This window comes from Morganella psychrotolerans (assembly GCF_001676055.1).
Lineage (GTDB): Bacteria > Pseudomonadota > Gammaproteobacteria > Enterobacterales > Enterobacteriaceae > Morganella > Morganella psychrotolerans_B.
In genome coordinates this window covers 43,713-69,228 of record NZ_LZEX01000005.1, presented here as the reverse complement: position 1 = coordinate 69,228, position 25,516 = coordinate 43,713, and the positions used below count along the sequence as shown (strand labels likewise).

Sequence of the window (25,516 nt, the reverse complement as noted above, 5' to 3'; positions counted from 1 at the left end):
TTCGTGATAATGACGGACTGATTTATTCGTTCGGGAACAGGAACGGGTTGATACTGCTGCGGGCAAAATCTTCTTCTTCCATACGGGCATCCAGGATCAGGGTGGCAAGGTCATCTGCTACTGCATCAACATTGACATCTTTTTCCTGAGATAAAATTTTCAGGTAACTGCCGCAATCGCCGCAGCTTTCTGCTTTCACAGCAGCCTGTTCACTGTCCAGCGACCAGTAGTTCAGATCACGTGTCTGTTCACAGTTAGTACACTTGATACGGACCACATGCCACTCAGTCTCACATAATCCGCAGTGCAGATAGCGCAACCCCTGGGTCGTGCCAATCTGGATCACCCCTGAAACCGGCATCGCCGCACAGACAGGGCAGAACTGGCGGTGCTCGCCGTACTCTTCACGGCCTTTGCCGGGAATAGCAGACGCCATTTGTGCCCAATAAAGCGATAGTGCAGCCCAGATAAACACAGATTTATCCGGTGATACCGCAGAAAACGTCTGATTAAACAGGGCAGTTGCCATGTCTTCCAGTTCATTTTCAGAGGCTTTGTCCAGATTTTCGAGGGTCGGACGGGTGTGCTCCGGAGCAACCGGCAGAAGCTCGGCAATAATACTTTTCAGCAGTTTACGCCAGTGAGTACTGCGCTCAAACGTACGGCAATCGAGCAGTGCTTTGCCCGGTTTATTCGTTGCCATCAGCGCGTCCATATCCATTTCAAGCGGATTGTCATACAGCGCTTTTTGCTGGGCACGGGTAATTTCTGCCGCAAATTCAAGGTAGTCCGCAAACGGATTATCTTTTGCCAGTTGATCAAAACGCTCAGCACGGCGCTGATATAAATTTTTCAGATTAGGAAATAAAACAGCGGGGATAAAGCCAATCCCTTTTTCACTTTTCTGAGCCTGTCCCAGCTCTTCTTTGGATACAATTCGGATACTCATTATAATTGCTCTTCTTCTGAATGGAGAGGATAAGCCGGTCCGGCAAATTCAGCGGTCAGCATAGATCAAAACCCGGGCTGACGCCATTATGAACCGGCAGCCTTAAAATGTCGAAAAGGCAGGGAAATCCCTGCCTTAAGATTGCTGACATTGCAGGATAAAACGGGGTTTTTCCTGCAATGTGTTATCAGCCGAAAATCAATAAATTGATTTTCCTGGTTTATTTTTACAACCTTTGCTGTCCGTCGCCAAACCCTGCCGGTTTGACTACGGACAGAAGGCAGGGAAATCCCTGCCTTCTGAGTAGCTACGCGATAAAAACCGGACAGGTTACTGACCTTTTTTGTCGTCTTCGCGCTCTTTTGCCACAATTTGACGATACCAGCGCGGGTGATGTTTCTTCGCCCAGCCGCGTGTCACCCAGCCTTCCGTCATCGCACGAACCGATCCTTTCACCCAGATTGCCGCATAGGCATGGACAATAATGGTGATAATCAGACCAATTGCTGAGATGGAATGCACGAGCAGCGCGATGCGGATAACCGGAATAGAAAAATACTCCGCAAAGTAAGGACGCCAGATAACAATACCACTGAGCAGAAGCAGGAACAGACAGATGCTGGCAACCCAGTAAACCCCTTTCTGACCGAAGTTATACTGACCGACATCCCCGGCTTCCTCATTTTTCATGACTTTGCCGATCTGCTTCGCCCACTCAATATCATCACGGTTGATAAAGTTGTGTTTGAAATAACGGAAAAACATAAACACAAACAATAAAAACATCACCACACCGACAAACGGGTGCAGAAGACGTGATAACTGCGGCGTGCCCAGAATGTTCATAAACCAGTTAAGAGACGGGAAAAAGAATCCCAGCCCGCTGATGGCCACGAACAGAAAACAAATAACCACCGCCCAGTGATTGATACGCGCAATGGGTTTGTGGCGGATAATTTTTTCTTTATCATCCTGTTGCATTATTTCTGCTCCTCCTGACCTGCTGATTGCTCAGTCTTTGCCGGAACATCCTGAATATCCTTCAGAGCTTCTTCTTCCTCACGTTTTGATACCCGGTTAGGCCCGATACCCACATAGTGGAAGATTGCCGCCGCAAAGGTTGCCGCAAAACCAACTGCTGCCAGTGGTTTCCACGCGCCTTTCCAGAATTTCACTGTCGCACTGATCTCCGGATTTTCCGGCAGACCGTGATACAGCTGCGGTTTGTTGGCATGATGCAGTACATACATAACGTGCGTACCGCCGACACCCTGCGGATCATACAAACCGGCATTCTCATAACCACGGCTTTTCAGATCGATAACGCGATCACCCGCCAGCGCCTGCATATCCTCTTTCGAGCCGAAATGAATCGCCCCGGTCGGACAGGTTTTCACACAGGCAGGCTCCTGACCCACTTCAACGCGGTCGACACACAGCGTACATTTATATACACGGTTATCGTCTTTATTCATGCGCGGCACATCAAACGGACACCCGGCGATGCAGTAACCACAACCGATACAGTGCTCAGACTGAAAATCAACAATACCATTCGCATACTGAATGATTGCGCCTTCCGCCGGACAGGCTTTCAGGCAACCCGGATCCGCACAGTGCATACAGCCGTCTTTACGGATAAGCCATTCGAATTTGCCGTTCTCTTCCACTTCAGAGAAACGCATGACAGTCCAGGACTTGGCGGTCAGATCCTGCGGGTTATCATACACCCCCACATTCGTCCCGATTTTGTCCCGGATATCATTCCACTCCGAACACGCCACCTGACAGGCCTTACAGCCTATACAGGTGGTGACATCGATAAGCTTCGCAACCTCTTCCTTAAAATCCCGCACCTGAGGTGCGGGGGTCAGGGAATTGGTGGCTGAGCGACGAATAATGTCCTGTGATTGCATTGACATAATTTATCTCCTTACACCTTTTCCACATTAACCAGGAAGGCTTTAAATTCCGGCGTCTGAGTATTCGCATCCCCGACAAACGGTGTCAGTGTATTGGCAATAAAGCCTTTCACTGCCACACCTTCAAAGCCCCAGTGGATAGGAATACCGATGGTATCCACTTTTTTACCATCCACATCCAGCGTCCGGATACGTTTGGTCACCACCGCTTTGGCTTTGATATAGCCGCGCTTGGAACTGACTTTTACCGTATCGCCCTGCACGATGCCTTTCTCGTTCGCCAGACGTTCACCAATTTCGATAAACTGCTGCGGCTGAGTAATGGCATTTAGCAGCGCGTGTTTTGTCCAGTAATGGAAGTGCTCTGTCAGACGATAGGTTGTTCCGACATACGGGAACTCCGTCGCTTTACCCATCTGCGCCCAGTCATCTTTAAACACACGGGCCGCCGGATTAGACACCACATCCGGATGCAGCGGGTTAGTATCGAGCGGTGTTTCAATCGGCTCATAGTGCTCAGGGAAAGGACCTTCCGCCATCTTATCGATAGCAAACAGGCGACCCATGCCTTCCGGCTGCATGATAAACGGACCGACATCTGAATCCGGCGCAGCATTGCTGTAATCCGGCACATCCATCCCCGTCCATTTACTGCCGTTCCATTCCAGAATCTGACGCTTCGGATCCCACGGTTTACCCGCAGGATCGGCTGATGCACGGTTGTAAATCACACGGCGGTTCAGCGGCCATGCCCACGCCCAGCCAAGGGTATTACCCAACCCGGTCGGATCAGCATTATCACGGCGCGCCATCTGGTTACCCTGCGGTGTCCAGCTGCCGGCAAAAATCCAGCATCCGCTAGCTGTTGTACCATCATCACGTAATTGTGCAAACGAGGTCAGTTGCTCCCCTTTCTTCACAAGCACATTGCCGTCAGCATCTTTCAGATCAACCAGTGCCAGACCATTACTTTCCTGTGCCACTTCTTCCGGCGTCGGATTGTCGCTGTCGAAGTAATCCCAGGTCATATTCAGAACCTGCTCTGGCACCTTACCGCCTTCCGATTCATACAACTTACGGACGCGATGGAAAACACCTGACAGAATTTCACCGTCACTGATAGCTTCGCCCGGGGCATCTGCCCCTTTCCAGTGCCACTGCAACCAGCGGGCTGAGTTAACAATGGAACCATTTTCCTCGGCAAAACAGCAGGATGGCAGACGGAATACGGTTGTCTGAATGGTGGCAGGATCAACATCATTCATTTCGCCGTGATTCTGCCAGAAGTTGGCTGTTTCGGTATTCAGCGGATCAACAGTTATCAAAAACTTCAGTTTTGACAGTGCTTTAACGACTTTGTTTTTATTCGGGAATGACGCTAACGGGTTAAAGCCCTGGCAGATATAGCCGTTGACTTCCCCTTTATCCATCATCTCGAAATAACGCAGAACGTCATAACCCTGATCCCACTTAGGTAGCCAGTCAAAGCCCCAACTGTTCTCTTTCTGCGCTTTGTCGCCGTAAAATGTTTTCATCAGGCTGACAAAGAACTTCGGATAATTGCCCCAGTAGTTCACCTGACCCGGGACCGTCGGCTTCGGCGTGTTCGCCGCCAGATAGGTTTCAATGGTTGTTTGTTTATCAGACGGTAACGTCAGATAGCCCGGCAGGCTCTGTGACAACAGACCGAGATCTGTTAATCCCTGAATATTCGAGTGACCGCGCAGCGCATTCACACCGCCGCCCAGCATCCCCATATTCCCCAGCAGCAACTGGATCATCGCCATGGTACGGATGTTCTGTGCACCAACTGTGTGCTGTGTCCAGCCCAGTGCATACAGGAAAGAGGCTGTTTTGTCTTTCGCGCTGGTTTCGCCGATATATTCACAGACTTTCAGGAAGTCCTCTTTCGGCGTTCCGCAGATATTGGTGACCACATCCGGCGTATAGCGGCTGACGTGCTCTTTCAGCAGATTCCAGACACAGCGCGGATCCTGTAACGTGGTATCACGTTTCGCAAATCCGTTTTCATCCAGCTCGTAGTTCCAGGTGGTTTTATCATACCGACGTTTTTCTGCGTCATAACCACTGAAAAGCCCGTTATCGAATGCATAATCTTCACGCACGATAAGGCTGGCGTTAGTATACGCCTCAACATATTCACGGTTAATTTTCTCATTTTCCATCAGGTACTTAATCACACCTGACAGGAACGCAATATCAGTACCTGAACGGATTGGCGTATAGAAATCAGCCACCGCCGCCGTACGGGTAAAGCGCGGGTCAATCACGATCAGTTTGGCATTGTTATGAATTTTAGCTTCCATCGCCCAGCGGAATCCCACCGGATGCGCTTCAGCGGCGTTTCCGCCCATAACAACAACAAGGTTGGCATTTTTAATATCAACCCAGTGGTTGGTCATCGCACCGCGACCAAACGTTGGAGCAAGACTTGCTACCGTTGGTCCGTGTCAGACACGCGCCTGGTTATCCACGGCAAGCATGCCGAGGGCGCGGGAAAATTTCTGGGTGACAAAACCGGTTTCATTACTGGCGGCAGACGCACACAGCATCCCGGTGGTTAACCAGCGGTTGACGGTGACGCCATCGCTGTTTTTTTCAATAAAGTTGTTATCGCGGTCGTCTTTAATCAATCGTGCGATGCGATCAAACGCCTCATTCCACGAAATACGCTTCCACTCGTTAGTACCCGCTTCACGAACCTCAGGGTATTTAAGACGGCTTTCACTGTGAATAAAGTCAATAAGCCCCGCGCCTTTCGGGCACAGCGCACCACGGTTAACCGGATGATCCGGGTCACCTTCAATGTGGAAAATAGATTCTTTGGCGTTTTTTGCTCCGTCGCCCAGACTGTACATTAACAGCCCGCAACCGACAGAACAGTATGTGCAGGTATTTCGGGTTTCACGCGCGCGCAAAAGCTTATATTGACGTGAGCCGGCAATAGCGACTGACGGGGCGAAGCCCAGTGCCGCTGCTGTCGTTCCCGCCATACCGCCAGCGCAGATCTTAAAGAACTGCCTTCTGCTGACTTGCATGGGGATCTCCTCTGTTACATTGCTCTTATGTCGCTGTAAAATATAAAACAGCGAACTTTCTTTTTTTATCCGCACACGATGGTGCGATCAGGTTCATTGCCTGCAGGATGGTGTAAAATTTTTACCCATACTATTATTATGTATTATTAATTACGGGAATTCATCTGATGGATGACATTGATTCCATAAATTCGTTACATAAATGTCTAATTCGTGGTGCGCACCTCACAAGTGTGCAACAAAAAACAACCATCGGACACTGCGAGGATGACTGGGTTGCAGAAGAAACACCGGTTGCGCTGGTCTATAACGGCATTTCTCATGTTGTGATGATGGCCAGCCCGAAAAACCTCGATGATTTCGCCATTGGCTTCTCACTTTCCGAAGGGATCATTGAGTCAGCCAATGAAATTCGCGGTATTGATATTATGGATGCCTGCCACGGCGGGTTTGAGATCCACGTCGAATTATCGTCACGCCGTTTTGCCGGACTGAAAGATCGCCGCCGTAATATGGCCGGGCGTACCGGATGCGGTATCTGCGGCACAGAGCAAATCAGTGAGATTTTCCGCCCTGTCACACAGCTTGATTTTACTCAGACATTTTCACTGAGCCATCTCGACGATTCGCTCAATCAGTTGCCGCAGGTTCAGGAAATCGGAAAAATGACCGGCTGTACACATGCTGCCGGCTGGATCTCACCGGAAGGTGAATTACTGGGCGGATGTGAAGATGTGGGTCGCCATGTGGCGCTGGATAAATTACTGGGGATACGGGCAAAAGCACAGTGGACACAGGGTGCGGTGCTGGTTTCCAGCCGTGCCAGTTATGAAATGGTGCAAAAAAGTGCGCAGTGCGGGGCAGAAATTTTATTTGCCGTCTCCGCCCCGACAACCCTGGCGATTGAAACCGCCAAACGCTGCCGCCTGACACTGGTGGGTTTCTGTAAAAAAGGGCGGGCAACCATTTATACCCACCCGGAACGTTTACGCGACTGATTATTCAGACAACGGATGATATATCCACAGATTCGGTTCACGATATACCACCCGATCTGCCGCCGGGTCTGCCTCAACAGGCACCAAAGCACCCGGCACAATATACTGACCGGCATGCATAAATGTCATCCCGGTCCATTCAGACCAGGTTTCTGCGGAGGCCGCAATGGTCATTGAACATAACGTCGGTTTGATAATCTGACCGCCAAGGCGGACATGAGTGCGGATCCACGGGTCAAACGGCTCTCCCTGCGGGGTCAGCCACTGACAATACTCCGTAAAATCCTGCAACGGATACTGTGCTTTGCGTGTCGGACGAACAGGCACCACCAGCCCTTTCAGCCCCGCATCAATCACCGCGGTTTTCAGTGCATTGATAAGCTGTGCCGGAATGCCGCGTCCGCGAAAATCCGGGTCAACAGTGGCGGCCAGCGCACAAACAAATGTCGGCTCACGGGTTTCTGTCGCACCCTGCGTTAAGACCGCATCCCACCCGCCATCCGGCAAATCGGTCAGTGGCGCGTTATCCGGAAAATAAAATGCAATGGCACTCAGCAACCCGACGACCTGCGGCTTGCCGGCAATCACAGCGACAGCAACATGCTGAAAAGGTATGTTTTTCTTATTATATAATGCATCCCAGTGACGCTCTGTGACAGGGCTGTACAACATAAATAACGGCCATTGCTCCGCAACCAGTGCTTCTGCACTGTCCATCAATGCTTCATCACACTGCGCAACACTGAGGATCCGGACTGACGACATGTTACTCTCCGCTGATATAGTTTTCTGCGGATATATTAACGGTTTTTCAGCAGAAATAATTAACGTTACCTTTGTATTTTTCACTCTCCGCGCCGGGAAAACAGAAACCCCTTACCGGTACGTTTTCCACGGCTGTCGAGAATCTCGTAATACTCCTCCACCACGACAGATTGCCCTTTATCCCACTTACCGCTGTCAGATAATTCATCCACCCGGTGAATATCCCCGACCACCCGGTATTTCCGCCCTTTATAACTGATGTGCTTTGTGGCTCCGGGTGAAAATTGACGGGTCACTTCAACATACTCCGAACTTCCGGACACTTTCGGACGCAAGCCAATCAGGCGTATTCCCTGTGTCTGAGGGTCATTATCTGCCGACCCGGGCACCGGCATATCCGGTGTCAGCGTAATCACCTGATAATGTTCAGAATTCATACTGGTCTGAGGCCAGTTTGCTGCCGAAAATCCACTGGTAAGAATAAGCATCGCCGATATCAATATTTTTATCGCATTATAAATCATAAGGTTATCTTTATTTTCCGGATGATACGAAACAGTATGATGTATGAATAGAAAATCAAACCGAATAACAGAGATTAATTAAATGCATTACTATTTCATTTGAATCATATATTTCGATAATAAACAGTAATAATAAAATCCTTTAAATTGTATAGCCGAATTAATTACCTGGTTTCAATGATAAACAAACCTGAATAAGCATCACAAATTTTCATTTATTTTTTTGAAACAAAACTGTCATAAAAATAAAAAAGAGTTATTTTTTAATCCGTTATTTAATTAGCATTCAAATCAAATTATTCCACACGCAACAGGTGATAATAATTCTCATTTACAGATAAAAACTTCTCCTTTATCGTTGATTCGTCTTCCGGAAATAACACCGGAAATGCATTTTATGCAATGAATCAACAATGTAATTTATCCCACGACAAGGAGTAAGGTTATGAAGATATTACATATTAAAACCCCACTGGCAACACTCGTCACCCTTTGCGCTGCATTTTCTGCAGTACAGGCACAGGCTGAAGCCGGTTATGGCAGCTCAGTAAACCCGGTTACAGGGGGGCATATCATTGTTGGTGTAACTGAAGCTTCCAGCGGACGTGGTCACCCGTCACCGGGCGGTGAGCCGGGAATTGGCTATTCCGCACTGTACGACGGTACTAAGGTAAGCTTTGCCGGACTTCAGGGACCAAACCGTGCCGCCCCAAATGAGAACGGCGTTTCAGTTATCACTTCGGTTCCACAATCACACGGGAATATGGGTTCCTTTAATTTTGCCAAAGTGGCTGATGCCGATGTCTATTACGGCGAATGGGTTTCCGGTACTGATTTCAGTGATGATTCCCATATGGTCTATTACGCCGGCAAAGATATCACCGGGGTTATGCCATCAGAGGGAACCGCGCAATACAGCATTAAAGGACTCAGCCAGTACAACAGCGGTGAACAGGTCAGCGGCACACTCAGTACAGATTTTGATGCCAATACCTTTACCGGCGCTCTCAGCACAACGGCGCTTAACTACAGCATGAGTGGTGTTATCACCGGTTCAGCATTTGACGGAACCGCCTCTGTCAGTAACGTGGGTGCAGGTACAGATACACCGGCCACTAACGGAACCTCTCAGGGTCATTTCTTCGGTGATGATGCACAGCAGTTAGCAGGCTATGCCGAGTTCAGTGATGATAAAGCGAAGAATATCGCGTTCGGCGGCACCAAGTCGTAATTCATTATTGATATACCCAACGTCATTCAAGATTCAGGCAGGCGGCAAGGAGCATACATTAGTATGTGACCCGGCTGGCTGAGTGCTGCCAACGAACCTGCAGTTTGAATGAATACGGGTATACCATTTTATCAGGAACAGAGTATCTGTTCCTGATACTTACCGGATATTATTATGTCGTTGCAGATAAAGTTACTTTACGGATTTAATTTATTCTTATTATTAATTTCTTTTTTATTTTCTGCATCTATATCGGCAAACAAACAAAACACAACGATAATCAACCGGGATACTACTGCAAAATATTTATATTTATCGCTGAAACAAAATAACCTGAAAAATATCTATCATTATTTATCCGCCTATCAGAAAGAAAATCAGGCTGATCCTTTACTGATATTATTCAGTCAGGCAAAGCTGGCGTATTTGAACCAGCGCCCCAGGCTGGCTATCTTGTTATATCAAGCCATCCTGGAACAAAAGCCTCACTTTTTTACCGCACAGCTGGAGCTCGCCCGCAGCTACCGGGCTGATCGCCAGACCGGCAATGCACTCTCACTGTTCAGGGTACTCAGCCAGCGTCTGCCGGTGACATCCCCGCACTACCCGGAGATTACCCGTACCATTACCGAGCTGTCCCGGGCGCTAAGCTGGTCACTTATGCTCAGCGCAGGCAGCCATTACAATAATAACTATTATCAGACACCTGACCCCGGAGCACACTGCCTGCATTACAACCCGGACGGCTCCTGCTATGCCAATCTGGTTACACAAAAACCTCACGCCGTATTGCAGTGGCGCAGTGACTGGGATCTGCGCAAACTCACCGCGCTGACCGGCTCTCATTTTCTGACTCAGCACTACCATACCGCCACCCGTTATGATGCCGTCAATCAGGTTCCAAATACCCTGGCAATGACCGCCAAAGCGGGATATCACTACCAGGATCGTCACACCCTGTGGCAACTGACACCGGTATTTGAACAACATTTCTCCGCCGGAACACGCTTCTCCGCCAATTACGGGTTACACACTTACCTGCATCAGCAACTCAGCCCGCACTGGTCACTGAGCGGGCGGGCGGCACTAAAACGACACCACTTTCAGCCCAGGCTGCATTCACACAACGGCACAGAATATCAGCTGATGCCGCAGATTACCTGGCGTCCGCACCCGGCTACCACACTGTACCTGCAGGGGGAAGCTACCGTTCACCTGAAAAACGACCCTTATAAACACTACCGGACGGCCGCACTGCATGCCGGTTTAAGCCATCTGTGGCATCCCTTTTTTTCTCAGTCTGTCCATGCGGTATACAGCCGCAAACGCTACAACCATATACACCCTCTACACCGTCACGCCAGGGAGGATCGTTCACAACAGTACAGTACAACACTCGCCTTCTATCCGCCGTCATCCGGACAGATTTCACCACAGCTTTCTCTTATTCATACCCGGAACCACAGCACTATCCCGTGGCTTTATACCTACCGGCAAACTGAAATCATGCTGCGTTTTGAACGGCTTTTTTAACTGCATTTTCTTTTTTGTATTTTATTTCTTATTATCCGGGAATTGTCATGTCTTCGCATTCATCATCATATAAACCCTGTAAAAAACTCACATTACTGCTGCCGGTCTTACTGATGCCGCAGTCAGGATTTACTGCTCAGGAAAAAAATCAGCAACTGGGCGAAATTACACTCCGCAATGAACAGTCGGCAGCAGACAGCGCCAAAGACAAAATCTATGACAAAAATGTCTCCACGCTGATCCTCACTAAAGAAGAGATTGAGCGCTATAAAGGTACCTCTGCTGCCGATATTCTCAAAGGTGCCAACGGCGTATTCAGTGGCGACGCCCGTAACGGCAATGCACTGGATGTAAATATCCGTGGTATACAGGGGCCGGGACGTGTTCCGGTCACTATCGACGGCACTGAGCAGGCGGTAACCGTCTACCGGGGGTATAACGGTGCCAATAACCGCAATTACCTTGACCCGATGCTTATCAGTGAAATTGAAATAGAGAAAGGTCCGTCTCTTAATCCGCATCTGAAAAGCTCAGTAGGTGGCGGCGTTGCCATGAAAACACTGTCCATCAATGATGTGGTCAAAAAAGGCGAACAGTTCGGTGCAGCACTGATGCTGGAAAACAGCAGCAACACAACAAAAGCAAGAGTGCCGGATCTGGGTATCGGTGAAGACTACCGCCTTGTGGATAATATGAATTTTCAATGGTTTATCATTGATGATCCCGGCACCCATTTAACCCCTGAAAATCGTGATAGCGCCCCGCGGATAAATAAAAGTGATTATGCCTGGCGGCTGGCTCTGGGCACCCGCCGGGAGAATATGGACTTGTTATTTGCGTATGCTTACCGCGACCGGGGAAACTATTTTGCCGGTAAACGCCACAGCGAAAACTATAATAAAGAAATGACAGAAGACGATATTGGTATTCTGCAAACGTCTAATAAGACCTATGACCCCTATATGCCGTTTGTGTCGCGGATTTACCGCAAAGGCAACGAAGTGCCGAATACCTCGGCAAAAACCGAATCTATACTGATAAAAAATACCTGGTACCTTAATGATGATCACGCGCTGCAACTGAGCTGGCGGGATACCCGGTCAGACTTCGGCGATATTATGCCCTCCCGGCTGGGCTGGATACGTGCAGAAGATAATATTATTCCGCAATGGCCGCTGGCTGACCTTCATGCACAGGCAGGCTATATTCATCTGAAATCACAACCCGCACATCTTGCTTACATCGATTCTGATATTCGTCTGTGGACAACTCTGACCACCAGCAATACCAACTCTGCCGGTGGCTGGCCGCGCTACCCTAAAAATATGGACGATGGCTATAAACAGGGGGATGCCAGTACTATTAACCCGGCTATCGACGGGACATTAATTAACACCGCCACCCTGAATGTACAGAACCAGCGCTACGGGCTGGATTTTTCGAATAAATTCACCTTCACCCCGGAACTGTCCATGACACTGGCTGCCAATATGCAATTTGAACATCTGGACAGTAATACCGGACTGGAAAACTACAAATTATTTATGTTTGCGGTTCCTGCCCGTAAAGGCCGTCGCTTTGAATATCAGCAATCCGTCAATATTGACTGGCAACCCGCCTCCTGGCTGACTCTCAGCGCCGGAGGGAAACAGACGGTCTACTGGAGTGTTGATGACTTATCCAATGAGTGTGCCGCCCGTAAAGAACCCTACTGCAAACAAAATTATGAAGTCACCAGCTATTACCTGAATTACTACCGGAATATGACAGAAGAGGAGTCATATGCTTATAAAAAACGAAAAGAAGGTAAATGGCATGAACTTACACTGGATGAAAAACACCAACTTATCGGTAAAATCTTTCAGCCATTACTTCACAGAGATGACCCAACCGGTAAAACACCACGGGTTATGGTGCATGAAAAAAAAAACCTGGCCAGTTGATACCAGCGACGGGCGCCTGAAAAATAAAGATAAACCGGATATTGATACCTCACTGCGGGGTATCGATCCTTACACAGGCAAAGAAACCTATGTCTATGAGTATAATGATTATCCTATAATGGCCGGTGATAGAGTCCTGCAACCTGTCACCCACACCTGGAAAGAAAAACCGCGCCGTCAGGCCGGTGCCTGGACACCTGTACTGTCTGCCTCCGTTCATCTGACAGATGATTTGCGCCTGTACGGGCGCTATGCCGAAACCGTACGTATGCCGAGCCTGTTTGAGGACACTGTCGGTTTCTCCGGTATCTCTTTCCCGCATATTGGTTACCATTATAAACCGGAGCGCGCTGTCACCCGCGAATACGGTGCGGTCTTAAATGGTAAATCACTGCTCAATGCTGCCCGTCATGCCGATATCCGTCTGAATTATTTCCATACCGATATCCACAATGTCTTTGATCGTGACAATTTTTTCCGCTTCACACAAATGGATAAGCAGATACTGAAAGGGATAGAAGTACAGGCCAGGTATGACCACGGCTGGATTTTCAGTGATTTGGGCGTGACGTATAACCTGACAAACAAAGTGTGTGATGAAACATCCAATGCCTTTATGGATCCGACCGGGCTGAAGAACCTGCCGCCATGCCTTGACGGTGGTTATCCGGGCGGTTTCCTGCGCACCCAAATCCAGCCGCGATACTCTGTCACCCTCAATTTGGGCGGACGTTTATTACAGGAGTCATTAGAAATCGGCAGCCGCTGGCTTTACCACAGTGCCGTGGAAAATAGTCAGGAAAAGCGCTTAATGACGATTGTGCCAAATAAATACAGTAATTTTAATAACTTCCCGATGCGCTGGAATTCAGTACTGACGGTGGATGCCTACGCTAAATATAAAGTGACACCCGATGTCTCACTGGAGCTGACTGCAACTAACCTGACCAATGAATATTACCTCGATCCGCTTACCCGCTCGATGATGCCGGCACCGGGCAGAGCAGTGAAGCTCAGTATGTCAGCGAGGTTCTGATGACATGAATACCTGTACAATAGTGGCATTACCGCATCCGCCTTTTTTGCGCGTGCTGGCAAAATACGGAACACAACAGCAGACATTTTTCTCTGCCGGGTTATGTGTATTGTTATGCTTCACCGGGCTGCTCCTTACGGGCAGCCCCCCGCTACCTTCAGCACAGTTACATCAGATTGATAACAGTGGAAAAACACCCGCGGCAACAATGGCAGTGCATATGACTGCGGCACCTGCTTATCAGGAACCACAACCGGAAGCGGAGAAATTACCCCCGCCAAAGGATTCTCCGTCTCAGGCTGAACTGGCAACCGCCCGCCGGGAAAAACAGGCACCGGTGACATCAAAATCCCCGCCGAAACCCGTGCAGAAAACGATCAGGAAAAAACAGGAAAAGCCTTCGCCCGTCACGGCTGATACCACTACGGACACCGGTGAGGATAAAACTACCCTGCAGCAATCGGGCGGGCAGGCTATCTCGCCAACACACTCAGCCACACAAGGTCGTGATAATCAAAAAGCACAGGATGATTACTTTAGTCTGCTGAGACAAAAAATTGAGGAACAAAAACACTATCCGCGCCGGGCACGGAGTGCCGGACAACGGGGTATCAGTGAGATTTCATTTTCACTCGATAACAACGGCAAACCATTTTCACCCAAAGTCAGCCGTTCTTCCGGTTACGAATTACTGGATAAGGCCGCAATGGAAGCCGTGATAAATGTTGCAGCGATAGGCGCGCCGCCAGCGGACGCTAAACGGGAAGTGACGTTTTCATTGCATTTTCAGTTGAATAAGGGATTTTGAGTGCGGATGTAAATTTCGATAAAAACCCCGTACACACTGCAATGTGTACGGGGTTTTTCTGTCATATCTGATCAATCACTTACCAATACAGAAACTCGAGAAAATGCGACCGAGTAAATCATCAGAAGTAAATTCGCCGGTAATTTCACTCAGCGTCAGCTGAGCAAGGCGCAGCTCTTCTGCCAGTAATTCACCGGAGCAAGCGACCACTAACTGTTCATGACCGGATATCAGGTGTTCTGCGGCAGTGTTCAGTGCCTGTAAATGTCGGCGGCGGGCAAGAAATCCCCCTTCGGTATTTCCTTCAAACCCCATCGTGACTTTCAGATGATCGCGCAGCAAATCAATCCCAAGACCTTCGCGGGCAGAGAGCTTAATCAGCGTATGTCCGTTCAGCTCCGTCATACCGGTAGATTCCCCGGTAATATCGGTTTTATTGCGGATCACCGTCACCGGAATACCTGCCGGTAAGCGCGCCATAAATTCAGGCCAGATTTGCTCTGGTGTCTGCGCATCAATCGTTGTGCCATCCACCATAAACAGAACGCGGTCAGCCTGACTGATTTCCTGCCATGCCCGCTCAATACCGATACGCTCGACTTCGTCACCGGCTTCACGTAACCCCGCGGTATCAATAATATGCAGCGGCATACCATCGATATGAATATGTTCGCGCAGAACATCACGGGTGGTTCCCGCGATAGCCGTCACAATCGCCGCTTCACGTCCAGCCAGTGCATTCAGTAAACTGGATTTCCCGGCATTCGGGCGCCCGGCAATCACCACTTTCATACCTTCACGCAGTAAACTGCCCTGACGAGCCTGCGAACGAACACGTTCCAGATGAGCGATCACGGTATCTAACTTTGCCTCAATCACGCCGTCAGAGAGAAAGTCGATTTCTTCATCGGGAAAATCTATCGCCGCTTCCACATAGATCCGCAGGTTAGTAAGTGCTTCCACCATTTGGTGGACTTCCCCGGAAAAAGCGCCCTGCAATGAATTCATCGCAGAACGCGCGGCCTGCTCTGAGCTGGCATCAATCAGATCGGCAATGGCTTCCGCCTGGGCTAAATCCAGTTTGTCATTGAGAAATGCCCGTTCAGAAAATTCACCGGGATTGGCAATACGAATATTATCGATAAGTAATATACGTTTAAGCAATAAATCAAGGATAACCGGCCCGCCGTGTCCCTGGAGCTCCAGTACATCTTCCCCGGTAAAAGAATTCGGTCCCGGGAAGAAAATCGCGATCCCCTGATCCAGGATATTGCCGGTTTCATCACGGAAAGGCAGATAATCGGCATAACGCGCTTTGGGAAGTTACCCAAAACAATCTGAGCCACCTGTACCGCCTGCGGTCCGGATACACGCAGGATCCCGACGCCGCCACGCCCGGGTGGTGTTGCCTGTGCCACAATGGTATCGGTGCTCTGAATTTCAACGTTATTCATAACAATCTCTCTTTTCTTACCGTGTGATAAATAATAAGGGCGGTCAATATGACCGCCCTTAAATATTACTATAGACCGGCAGATATTCCCTGCCGGCCAGTCACTTATTTTTTGTCGCGACTGTGAAGCCCGCGTTTTTCCAGCCCGCGATAAATAATCTGCTGCTGGAGAATGGTCACTAAGTTACTGACGATATAGTACAGAACCAGACCAGACGGGAACCACAGGAAGAAGACAGTAAAGATCACCGGCATAAAGGTGAAAATCTTCTGCTGTAACGGATCCGTCACTGCCGTCGGAGACAGTTTCTGAATCACGAACATCGTGATACCCATCAGAATAGGCAGAATGTAGTACGGATCCTGTGCGGATAAGTCATGGATCCAGCCGATGAACGGCGCATGACGCAATTCAACCGAGCCCATCAGCATATAGTACAATGCGAGGAAGATTGGCATCTGGATGACAAGCGGTAAGCAACCACCCAGCGGATTCACTTTCTCTTCTTTGTACAGCGCCATCATTTCCTGGCTCATACGCGATTTATCATCACCAATACGCTCACGCATTGCTTTCAGCTTAGGCTGAAGCATACGCATTTTTGCCATAGAGGTGTATTGCGCACGGGTCAGCGGATACATGATACCGCGGACAATAAAGGTGATCACGATAATGGAGAAACCCCAGTTACCGATAAAGCTGTGGATAAATTTCAGTAACTTAAACAGTGGTTGTGAAATAAACCATAACCAGCCGTAATCTACTGTTAAGTCCAGGTGAGAAGCAACGGCTTCCATTTCATTCTGTAACTCAGGACCCACCCACAGTGTGGCGTTATATTTCGCTTCACCGTTTGCTTCCACACGGATTGCATCACTCTTATAGCCGATAAATGCATCACCGGATTTAGCGTTATACAGGGTGTAGAAGTTATTTGTGGTATTTTTTTCAGGGATCCACGCAGTAGCAAAATACTGCTGCAACATCGCCACCCAACCGGTGTTGGTGTTGATATTCAGTGATTTTTCTTCGATATCACCAAAGCTGTATTTTTTGTAATTTGTCTCTTCAGACGAATACGCCGCACCGCGATACGTGTGCAGAGCAAAGTTACTGCTGCCACTGTTTAAGCGTTCAGGTAAACTAACAGACTGTTTTAACTGACCAAAAAATGCCATTTCCAGCGGATTCGCGGTGTCATTTTTGATGGTGTAATCAACGCTGAGTGCGTAATTTTTCCGCTTCAGGGTATAGGTTTTCACATAAGTGACACCATCCTGAGTATATGTCAGCGGAACGCGCAGCTCATCCTGTCCCTCAGCTAACACAAATGTGTCACCCGCTGCGGTATACAATGGGCGCTCTTTGCTGTTATTCGGGTTATCCGGGCCATGTGTACCGGTCAGGCCACTGACTGCCTGATAGGCGAATTCAGGTGTCGTTTCCAGTAAACGGAACGGGTCTTCGGACTTTAATGTTGCCGGGTAAGCCAGAAGGTCGGCTTCATCAATATCACCACCGCGCAGATTGATGTTCAGTAACAGCACATCTGTTTTGACCGTGATATATTTATTTTGCCCGCTGCTTTCACCACTTGGCGTTGTCGTCTGCTGCGTTGCCTGAGTAGCCGCGTTGAGTGTTTGTGTTTTATCACTTTCCCACGTCTGCCATGCAAAGAAGGATACGAGTAGCAAAGCGATGAATAGAAGATTACGTTGCGAATCCATCGTTAATGTTCTCTGTTATCATCATTTTTAGGTGGGACAGGATCATCACCACCTTCGTGTAAAGGGTGGCATTTTAATACGCGTTTCACCGTTAACCAACCGCCTTTTACCATACCAAACCTGCGCAATGCCTCAATTCCGTATTGTGAGCATGTTGGTGTGAAGCGACAACGGGGCCCCAGCATCGGACTAATCACCAGCTGGTAACCTCTGATTAACAGGATCAGGAAGCGTGCGCCAAGCGACTGTGACGGCGCCATAGCTTGCCCAATGCCTCCGTAATCTCGCGATTACTCAACTCCGATACCCCTTTTCTTACCAGAAGCACAAAATCCATATCGGGCAGCTCATGTTGATGCAGACGAAAGAATTCGCGCGTTAACCGTTTAATCCGGTTACGCTCGTGAGCACGTTTAACGTTTTTTTTTCGCGACGGTAAGACCAATGCGGGGATATTCCAGCTCATTACGGCGTCCCAGAAGTGTTATTTCAGGAGTACTTGCCCGCTGTGGTTGCTGGAAAACAAAGTTGAAATGCTTGGGAGTTAACAAACGTAACTCCCTTGGAAAAGCTAGCTTGACCACGTGAGATGGTTAGCTTTATTACTTAGAAACAGTCAGACGAGTACGGCTTTTTGCACGACGGCGAGCCAGAACCTGACGACCATTTTTAGTTGCCATACGAGCGCGGAAACCATGGGAGCGGTTACGCTTCAGTACAGACGGTTGAAAAGTGCGTTTCATAGCGGTTTCTACCTAAACTTTAAATTATTACTGATTTAGTAAACGCGTCAGCAAACAGTAAATCCAGAGACTGAAACATGCCCAGTTACTGAAACAGTTAACACGATGAGTGGTAACCTCTGTGCCTTATCGCAACATCAATATGGAAAGATGCGGGATTGTAATAAAATCCGGGCCTGTTCGTCAATCAAAGATGTCGCTCCAACACAGATTTCTGCACATATTTGCATTTACCCATAACCTGCCTGTATGTATCACGACACTCACCGGCTGACAGCTTCCGGTAAACAAACGCAACAATATAGCACACAGGGAGCAAGATTATACGGACTCCCGGGCAAAGCGCAAGGATCGATCTGCGATCCGTGTATTTTCGATCCACCTCAGATCGGAGGAGGATTTATCCCCGCCGGGGATAATTCGTTATAACTTATCCCCAAGCGGAATCTGACTGCTGTATTCTCTGCCGGAAATTCGCTATACTTTGGGGCTGGATCCCACTCCGGACGGGCTGGCAGCCCCTGTGGATAAAAACCAGGAAAACTGTGCAAAAGGATGAAGATCTTATCCCGCTTTTGCGATATGATCCGTCGTCACGATCTTTTTCACCCGGACGTTGATCGTCAGCGCGGCGGAAGATCGTCCTTAACACAGCCTCACTTTGTATCATTAAAAGTGTCCGTTAAAGCATGCAACAACATGTCTGTATGTGCTGTGTCTGCGTGATAAATCTTATTTCGTTTCTTTGACTGGTCTTGTTTAGGGGAGTTCACCGTGTCTCTTTCGCTTTGGCAGCAATGTCTTGCCCGTTTGCAGGATGAATTACCTGCCACAGAATTCAGTATGTGGATACGCCCCCTTCAGGCTGAGCTGAATGATGATACTCTGGCTCTGTACGCCCCTAACCGGTTTGTTCTCGACTGGGTCAGGGAGAAGTACATTAATAATATCAATGCCCTCCTGTCCGATTTCTGCGGAAATGACATTCCGTTGCTGCGTTTTGAAGTCGGTAATAAGCCGGTAACCGCTGCACCGCAGACTCAGGAAACACAAGAAAGACGTATCCCTGCATCACGGACGATGAAACAGCCTTCCCGCGATACCCGGCCCGCACTGCGCCCCAGCTGGGATGACAGCGGCACACAACCGGACGTTGCTTACCGTTCAAACGTCAACCCGAAACACACCTTTGACAGCTTTGTTGAGGGTAAATCAAACCAGCTGGCGCGTGCAGCTGCCCGTCAGGTGGCGGATAACCCGGGTGGCGCTTATAACCCGCTTTTTCTGTATGGCGGAACCGGTCTGGGTAAAACCCACTTATTACATGCCGTCGGCAACAGCATTATGGAAAATAAAGCCAACGCCAAAGTGGTTTATATGCACTCAGAACGTTTTGTTCAGGATATGGTCAAAGCACTGCAGAACAACGCGATCGAAGAATTCAAACGTTATTACCGTTCTGTTGATGCGTTACTTATTGATGACATTCAATTTTTTGCCAATAAAGAACGTTCTCAGGAAGAATTTTTTCATACCTTTAATGCCCTGCTCGAAGGAAATCAGCAGATAATCCTGACCTCCGACCGCTACCCGAAAGAAATAAACGGGGTGGAAGACCGTCTGAAATCACGGTTCGGCTGGGGATTAACAGTTGCTATTGAGCCACCGGAGCTGGAAACACGGGTTGCTATCCTGATGAAAAAAGCCGATGAAAACAACATCCAGTTACCGGATGAAGTCGCTTTTTTTATCGCCAAACGCCTGCGTTCCAACGTCCGTGAACTCGAAGGGGCACTAAACCGGGTGATTGCCAATGCCAATTTTACCGGCCGGGCGATCACCATTGATTTCGTACGGGAAGCCTGCGGGATCTGTTAGCACTACAGGAGAAACTGGTCACGATTGATAATATTCAGAAAACGGTCGCTGAATATTATAAAATTAAAATCGCGGATCTGCTCTCCAAACGCCGCTCACGCTCCGTAGCCCGTCCGCGCCAGATGGCGATGGCGCTGGCAAAAGAGCTGACAAACCACAGCTTACCTGAAATCGGGGATGCCTTTGGTGGCCGTGACCATACCACCGTTCTGCACGCCTGCCGTAAAATCGAGCAGCTGCGTGAAGAAAGTCACGACATCAAAGAAGATTTTTCTAACCTAATCCGGACATTATCATCATAGCGCTATGAAATTTATCATTGAACGTGAGCAATTGTTAAAACCCTTGCAACAGGTCAGCAGTCCGTTGGGCGGTCGCCCGACCCTACCGATTTTGGGTAACTTACTGCTGAAAGTCTCTGATGGCGTATTGCATCTCACCGGGACTGACCTTGAGATGGAAATGATGGCCGGGGTTCCCCTGGTTCAGCCACATGAGAACGGCGAAACCACGGTACCGGCACGGAAATTCCTGGATATCTGGCGCGGTCTGCCGGATGGTGCGCAAATCAGTGTTGAACTGGATGGCGACCGTCTGCTCGTCCGCTCAGGGCGCAGTCGTTTCTCTCTCTCCACTTTACCGGCATCGGATTTCCCGAACCTGGATGACTGGCAGAGTGATGTAACGTTTTCTCTGCCGCAGGCGACACTCAAACGCCTGATTGAATCCACTCAGTTTTCCATGGCTCATCAGGATGTCCGTTATTACTTAAACGGCATGCTGTTCGAAACCAGCGGATCGGTCCTGCGTACTGTCGCTACCGACGGACACCGCCTGGCGGTCTGCTCACTGGATATCGGACAGGATTTACCGGACCATTCGGTTATTGTGCCGCGCAAAGGGGTTATCGAACTGATGCGCCTGCTGGACGGCGGGGAAACACTGCTGAAACTGGAAATCGGCAGTAATAATATCCGCGCTCATGTCGGCGGGTTTATCTTTACCTCGAAACTGGTCGATGGCCGCTTCCCGGACTACCGCCGTGTTCTGCCGAAAAACCCGGACAAAACCCTGACGGCAAATTGTGATATGCTGAAGCAGGCTTTTTCACGGGCGGCAATATTGTCGAACGAGAAATTCCGCGGGGTTCGTATTTACCTGAGTGATAACCAACTCAGAATTACAGCTAACAACCCGGAACAGGAAGAAGCCGAAGAGATCGTGGATGTCACCTATCCCTGCACTGAAATGGAAATCGGTTTCAATGTCAGTTATGTCCTCGATGTCCTTAACACATTAAAATGCGAAAATGTATCAATTAAACTCACAGATGCGACGTCCAGTGTTCAAATTGAAGACGCCGCCAGTGATGCAGCCGCGTATGTTGTAATGCCGATGCGTCTGTAATATATGATCCTTTCGCGTTTACTTATCCGCGACTTTCGTAATATCGAAAACGCGGATTTGTCGCCGTCAAACGGGTTTAATTTTTTAATCGGCCCGAACGGCAGCGGCAAAACCAGTGTTCTGGAAGCCATTTATACTCTTGGTCATGGCAGAGCGTTCCGGTCAGTTCAGGCCGGTCGGGTTATCCGCCATGAAAATGAAGAATTTATTCTTCACGGGAAATTAAATCAGGAAAATACAGACAGAGCCACCAATGTTGGTCTGAGTAAAAACCGGCTGGGTGACAGCAAAGTCCGTATTGATGGGACTGACGGGCACAAAATTGCAGAACTGGCAAAATTACTGCCAATGCAATTAATCACCCCCGAAGGTTTTACCCTGCTCAATGGCGGGCCGAAATTCCGTCGTGCATTTATTGACTGGGGATGCTTTCACAACGAACCACAATTTTTTGCGGTGTGGAGTGATTTAAAACGCCTGGTGAAACAGCGCAATGCCGCACTTCGTCAGGTGTCGAATTACAGTCAGATCCGTCACTGGGATCAGCAACTGATTCCGGTTGCGACGCAAGTCAGCCAGTGGCGGGAAAATTATGTGACAGCGATTGCTCAGGATATTGAGCAGACCTGTCAGCAGTTTTTACCTGAATTTTCACTGAGCGTCTCTTTCCAGCGCGGATGGGAGAAAGAGACCGATTATTCAGAGCTGCTTCAGCGCCAGTTTGAACGTGACCGCTCACTTACGTATACCGCCTCCGGCCCGCACAAAGCGGATTTACGGATAAGGGCAGACGGAGTGGCGGTGGAAGATTTACTTTCACGCGGTCAGTTAAAACTACTTATGTGTGCGCTGCGGTTAGCACAGGGTGAATATTTCACCCGTCAGAGCGGGCAGCAATGCCTGTATCTGCTTGATGATTTTGCCTCCGAGCTCGACGCAGGACGTCGCCTTTTACTGGCACACCGGCTGAAAGCCACGCAAGCACAGGTTTTCGTCAGCGCTATCACACCTGAACAGGTGACGGATATGGCGGATGAAAATAGTCGTCTGTTCTTCGTGGAAAAAGGTAAAATACAGGTTCAATAATCAGGATTAGATAAGCGGGAAACGTTGATGTCGAATACTTATGACTCCTCAAGTATCAAAGTATTAAAAGGGCTGGATGCGGTACGTAAACGCCCGGGAATGTACATTGGTGATACCGATGACGGCACCGGTTTACACCACATGGTCTTCGAGGTTGTTGACAACGCTATCGACGAAGCCTTAGCCGGTTACTGCAAAGATATTGTTGTGACAATTCACAATGATAATTCAGTCTCCGTACAGGATGACGGCCGTGGTATCCCGACCGGGATCCATGAAGAAGAAGGTGTCTCCGCCGCAGAAGTTATCATGACGGTTCTGCATGCCGGCGGGAAGTTCGATGATAATTCTTATAAAGTATCCGGAGGCCTGCACGGCGTCGGGGTATCGGTTGTTAACGCCCTGTCTGAAAAGCTGGAACTGGTTATCCGCCGTGAAGGGAAAGTTCACGAGCAGATTTACAGCCATGGCGAACCGCAGGGTCGTTTGACTGTCGTGGGTGAAACCGACAAAACCGGTACCCGCGTGCGTTTCTGGCCAAGTATGGATACCTTTAAAACAGAAACCGAATTCCAGTATGATATTCTGGCCAAGCGCCTGCGTGAACTCTCATTCCTGAATTCCGGTGTATCCATCCGCCTGATTGATAAGCGTGACGGCAAAGAAGACCATTTCCACTATGATGGCGGTATCAAAGCCTTTGTGGAGTATTTAAGCCGCGCCAAAACCTCTATTCATAATAACGTTTTCTATTTTTCTACTGAGAAAGATGACATTAATGTCGAAGTCGCCATGCAATGGAATGACTCTTTCCAGGAAAACGTATATTGCTTTACCAATAACATCCCTCAGCGCGATGGCGGAGCTCACCTCGCCGGTTTCCGTGCGGCAATGACCCGTACTCTCAATAGTTTTATTGAGAAAGAAGGTCTGAATAAAAAATCCAAAGTCAGTACCACCGGGGATGATGCCCGTGAAGGACTGGTGGCGGTAATTTCAGTGAAAGTACCGGATCCGAAATTCTCCTCACAGACAAAAGATAAACTGGTTTCTTCAGAAGTGAAAACGGCTGTTGAATCCATCATGAACGAAAAACTGTCTGAATATCTGGATGAAAACCCGAACGATACCAAAATTATTGTCGGTAAAATTATTGATGCCGCGCGTGCCCGTGAAGCTGCACGCCGCGCCCGTGAAATGACCCGCCGTAAAGGTGCGCTGGATTTAGCCGGTCTGCCGGGTAAGCTGGCTGACTGTCAGGAACGCGATCCCGCACATTCAGAACTGTACTTAGTGGAAGGGGACTCTGCGGGCGGCTCTGCAAAACAGGGGCGTAACCGTAAGAACCAGGCAATTCTTCCGCTGAAAGGGAAAATTCTGAACGTCGAAAAAGCGCGTTTTGATAAAATGCTTGCGTCTCAGGAAGTTGCCACACTGATCACTGCTCTCGGCTGTGGTATCGGGCGTGATGAATACAACCCGGACAAACTGCGCTATCACAGCATCATCATCATGACCGATGCCGATGTCGATGGTTCACACATCCGTACGCTGTTACTGACCTTCTTCTATCGTCAGATGCCGGAAATCATTGAGCGTGGTTATGTTTATATCGCACAGCCACCGCTGTATAAAGTGAAGAAAGGTAAGCAGGAACAGTACATCAAAGATGATGAAGCGATGGAACAATATCAGGTCTCTATCGCACTGGATAATGCCGCACTGTATGTAAATGAAAACGCCGCACCGATTCAGGGTGAACACCTGGAAAAACTGCTGCACGAATACAATGCCGCACACAAAATTATCCGTCGTCTGGAACGTCTCTATCCGTCTGCATTGCTGAACAGCCTGGTATACCAGCCGAAGCTGGAAGAATCCGCACTGATGGCAATGCCGCAGGTGGATGAGTGGGCGAAAACCCTGGTCGCGCGTCTGACTGAGCACGAAGAGCACGGCAGTACCTACAGTTACACCATTGCGGAAAATAAAGAGCGCCAGCTGTTTGAGCCGGTACTGACTATCCGTACTCATGGTGTGGATACGGATTACAACCTTGATTTCGAGTTTATCCACGGCAGTGAATACGCCCGTATTTCAAAATTAGGTGAGTTAATCCGTGGTCTTATCGAAGAAGGTGCTTATGTTGTCCGTGGCGAGCGCCGTCAGAACGTCAGCAACTTTGAACAGGCGCTGGACTGGCTGATGAAAGAGTCGCGTCGCGGTCTTTCTGTACAGCGCTATAAAGGGCTGGGTGAAATGAACCCTGACCAGCTGTGGGAAACAACGATGGATCCGGCAAGCCGCCGTATGCTCCAGGTTACAGTGAAAGATGCGATTGCAACCGACCACTTATTCACCACACTGATGGGTGATGATGTCGAGCCGCGTCGTGCCTTTATTGAAGAGAATGCCCTGAAAGCAGCAAATATCGACGTATAACCCCCTCTCTT

Annotated in this window: 18 protein-coding genes and 3 pseudogenes; 10 read left to right on the top strand and 11 right to left on the bottom strand. The window is 49.0% G+C overall.

All coding sequences use genetic code 11. From position 1 onward, the window contains the following. Positions 1-22: 22 nt before the first annotated feature. The 4 genes from fdhE to fdnG all read right to left on the bottom strand — a co-directional run bounded on the left by fdhE (position 23) and on the right by fdnG (position 5,930). On the bottom strand, positions 23-949 hold the full coding sequence (fdhE, locus tag AYY17_RS05970) for a formate dehydrogenase accessory protein FdhE (RefSeq protein WP_067422183.1): 927 nt from the start codon (positions 947-949) through the stop codon (positions 23-25). Positions 950-1,279: 330 nt separating this feature from the next. Continuing rightward, a complete protein-coding gene (gene fdoI, locus AYY17_RS05965; protein ID WP_067422181.1) occupies positions 1,280-1,930 on the bottom strand; it encodes a formate dehydrogenase cytochrome b556 subunit in 651 nt (216 codons plus the stop codon). Continuing rightward, on the bottom strand, positions 1,930-2,871 hold the full coding sequence (gene fdxH / locus AYY17_RS05960; RefSeq protein WP_067399370.1) for a formate dehydrogenase subunit beta: 942 nt from the start codon (positions 2,869-2,871) through the stop codon (positions 1,930-1,932). Before fdxH ends, fdoI begins: the two co-directional genes overlap by 1 nt. 11 nt (positions 2,872-2,882) lie before the next feature. Further along, positions 2,883-5,930 carry a formate dehydrogenase-N subunit alpha gene (fdnG, locus tag AYY17_RS05955; RefSeq protein ID WP_156656654.1) on the bottom strand — a complete coding sequence of 1,016 codons (3,048 nt, stop codon included), beginning with the start codon at positions 5,928-5,930 and terminating at the stop codon, positions 2,883-2,885. Positions 5,931-6,097: 167 nt separating this feature from the next. On the opposite strand from fdnG, the gene fdhD reads away from it, so the two are divergent. Next, the gene (gene fdhD / locus AYY17_RS05945) at positions 6,098-6,928 is read left to right on the top strand and encodes a formate dehydrogenase accessory sulfurtransferase FdhD (RefSeq protein WP_067422177.1); all 831 of its coding nucleotides are present in this window, start codon (positions 6,098-6,100) and stop codon (positions 6,926-6,928) included. Here the strand turns inward: fdhD and AYY17_RS05940 are convergent, their stop codons facing one another. Beyond that, complete coding sequence (locus AYY17_RS05940; protein WP_067422275.1) at positions 6,929-7,693, bottom strand: N-acetyltransferase; 765 nt, start codon at positions 7,691-7,693, stop codon at positions 6,929-6,931. 80 nt (positions 7,694-7,773) lie between these two features. Further along, positions 7,774-8,130 (bottom strand): hypothetical protein, encoded by a 357-nt coding sequence (locus AYY17_RS05935; RefSeq protein WP_235845302.1) that lies wholly within the window; start codon positions 8,128-8,130, stop codon positions 7,774-7,776. Positions 8,131-8,662: 532 nt separating this feature from the next. Between AYY17_RS05935 and AYY17_RS05930 the strand changes: the two genes are divergently transcribed. The 5 genes from AYY17_RS05930 (at position 8,663) to AYY17_RS05915 (ending at position 14,768) form a co-directional block, all read left to right on the top strand. Then, positions 8,663-9,448, top strand: coding sequence for a Slam-dependent surface lipoprotein (locus AYY17_RS05930; RefSeq protein ID WP_067422173.1), 786 nt, complete (start codon positions 8,663-8,665; stop codon positions 9,446-9,448). A gap of 174 nt (positions 9,449-9,622) precedes the next feature. After that, positions 9,623-10,981, top strand: coding sequence for a surface lipoprotein assembly modifier (locus AYY17_RS05925; protein ID WP_067422171.1), 1,359 nt, complete (start codon positions 9,623-9,625; stop codon positions 10,979-10,981). Between the two features lie 47 nt (positions 10,982-11,028). Next, complete coding sequence (locus tag AYY17_RS22130) at positions 11,029-12,924, top strand: TonB-dependent receptor plug domain-containing protein (protein ID WP_235845301.1); 1,896 nt, start codon at positions 11,029-11,031, stop codon at positions 12,922-12,924. Then, positions 12,899-13,960 carry a TonB-dependent receptor domain-containing protein gene (locus tag AYY17_RS22125; RefSeq protein ID WP_235845300.1) on the top strand — a complete coding sequence of 354 codons (1,062 nt, stop codon included), beginning with the start codon at positions 12,899-12,901 and terminating at the stop codon, positions 13,958-13,960. The genes AYY17_RS22130 and AYY17_RS22125 overlap by 26 nt, the downstream gene beginning before the upstream one ends. 4 nt (positions 13,961-13,964) lie before the next feature. Then, entirely contained in the window at positions 13,965-14,768 is an 804-nt protein-coding gene (locus AYY17_RS05915) for an energy transducer TonB (protein ID WP_067422169.1), read from the top strand. 75 nt (positions 14,769-14,843) lie between these two features. Here the strand turns inward: AYY17_RS05915 and mnmE are convergent. From mnmE to rpmH, 5 genes and pseudogenes are all read right to left on the bottom strand, one after another. After that, positions 14,844-16,207: pseudogene (mnmE, locus tag AYY17_RS05910) on the bottom strand (tRNA uridine-5-carboxymethylaminomethyl(34) synthesis GTPase MnmE). Positions 16,208-16,326: 119 nt separating this feature from the next. After that, the gene (yidC, locus tag AYY17_RS05905; protein WP_067422167.1) at positions 16,327-17,949 is read right to left on the bottom strand and encodes a membrane protein insertase YidC; all 1,623 of its coding nucleotides are present in this window, start codon (positions 17,947-17,949) and stop codon (positions 16,327-16,329) included. A 2-nt stretch (positions 17,950-17,951) separates the two neighbouring features. Further along, complete coding sequence (yidD, locus tag AYY17_RS05900; RefSeq protein WP_067399341.1) at positions 17,952-18,209, bottom strand: membrane protein insertion efficiency factor YidD; 258 nt, start codon at positions 18,207-18,209, stop codon at positions 17,952-17,954. Continuing rightward, positions 18,173-18,533: pseudogene (rnpA, locus tag AYY17_RS21120) on the bottom strand (ribonuclease P protein component). Before rnpA ends, yidD begins: the two are co-directional and overlap by 37 nt. Before the next feature lie 18 nt (positions 18,534-18,551). Then, complete coding sequence (rpmH, locus tag AYY17_RS21115; protein ID WP_004393543.1) at positions 18,552-18,692, bottom strand: 50S ribosomal protein L34; 141 nt, start codon at positions 18,690-18,692, stop codon at positions 18,552-18,554. Between the two features lie 774 nt (positions 18,693-19,466). On the opposite strand from rpmH, the pseudogene dnaA reads away from it, so the two are divergent. From dnaA to gyrB, 4 genes and pseudogenes are all read left to right on the top strand, one after another. Then, a pseudogene (gene dnaA / locus AYY17_RS05895) lies at positions 19,467-20,872 on the top strand (chromosomal replication initiator protein DnaA). A 4-nt stretch (positions 20,873-20,876) separates the two neighbouring features. Continuing rightward, entirely contained in the window at positions 20,877-21,977 is a 1,101-nt protein-coding gene (gene dnaN, locus AYY17_RS05890; protein WP_067369032.1) for a DNA polymerase III subunit beta, read from the top strand. 3 nt (positions 21,978-21,980) lie between these two features. Continuing rightward, positions 21,981-23,063: a DNA replication/repair protein RecF gene (gene recF / locus AYY17_RS05885; protein ID WP_067422165.1), complete on the top strand. Its 1,083-nt coding sequence runs from the start codon at positions 21,981-21,983 to the stop codon at positions 23,061-23,063. 27 nt (positions 23,064-23,090) lie between these two features. Continuing rightward, positions 23,091-25,505, top strand: coding sequence for a DNA topoisomerase (ATP-hydrolyzing) subunit B (gyrB, locus tag AYY17_RS05880; protein ID WP_067422163.1), 2,415 nt, complete (start codon positions 23,091-23,093; stop codon positions 25,503-25,505). The last annotated feature ends 11 nt before the right edge of the window (positions 25,506-25,516 follow it).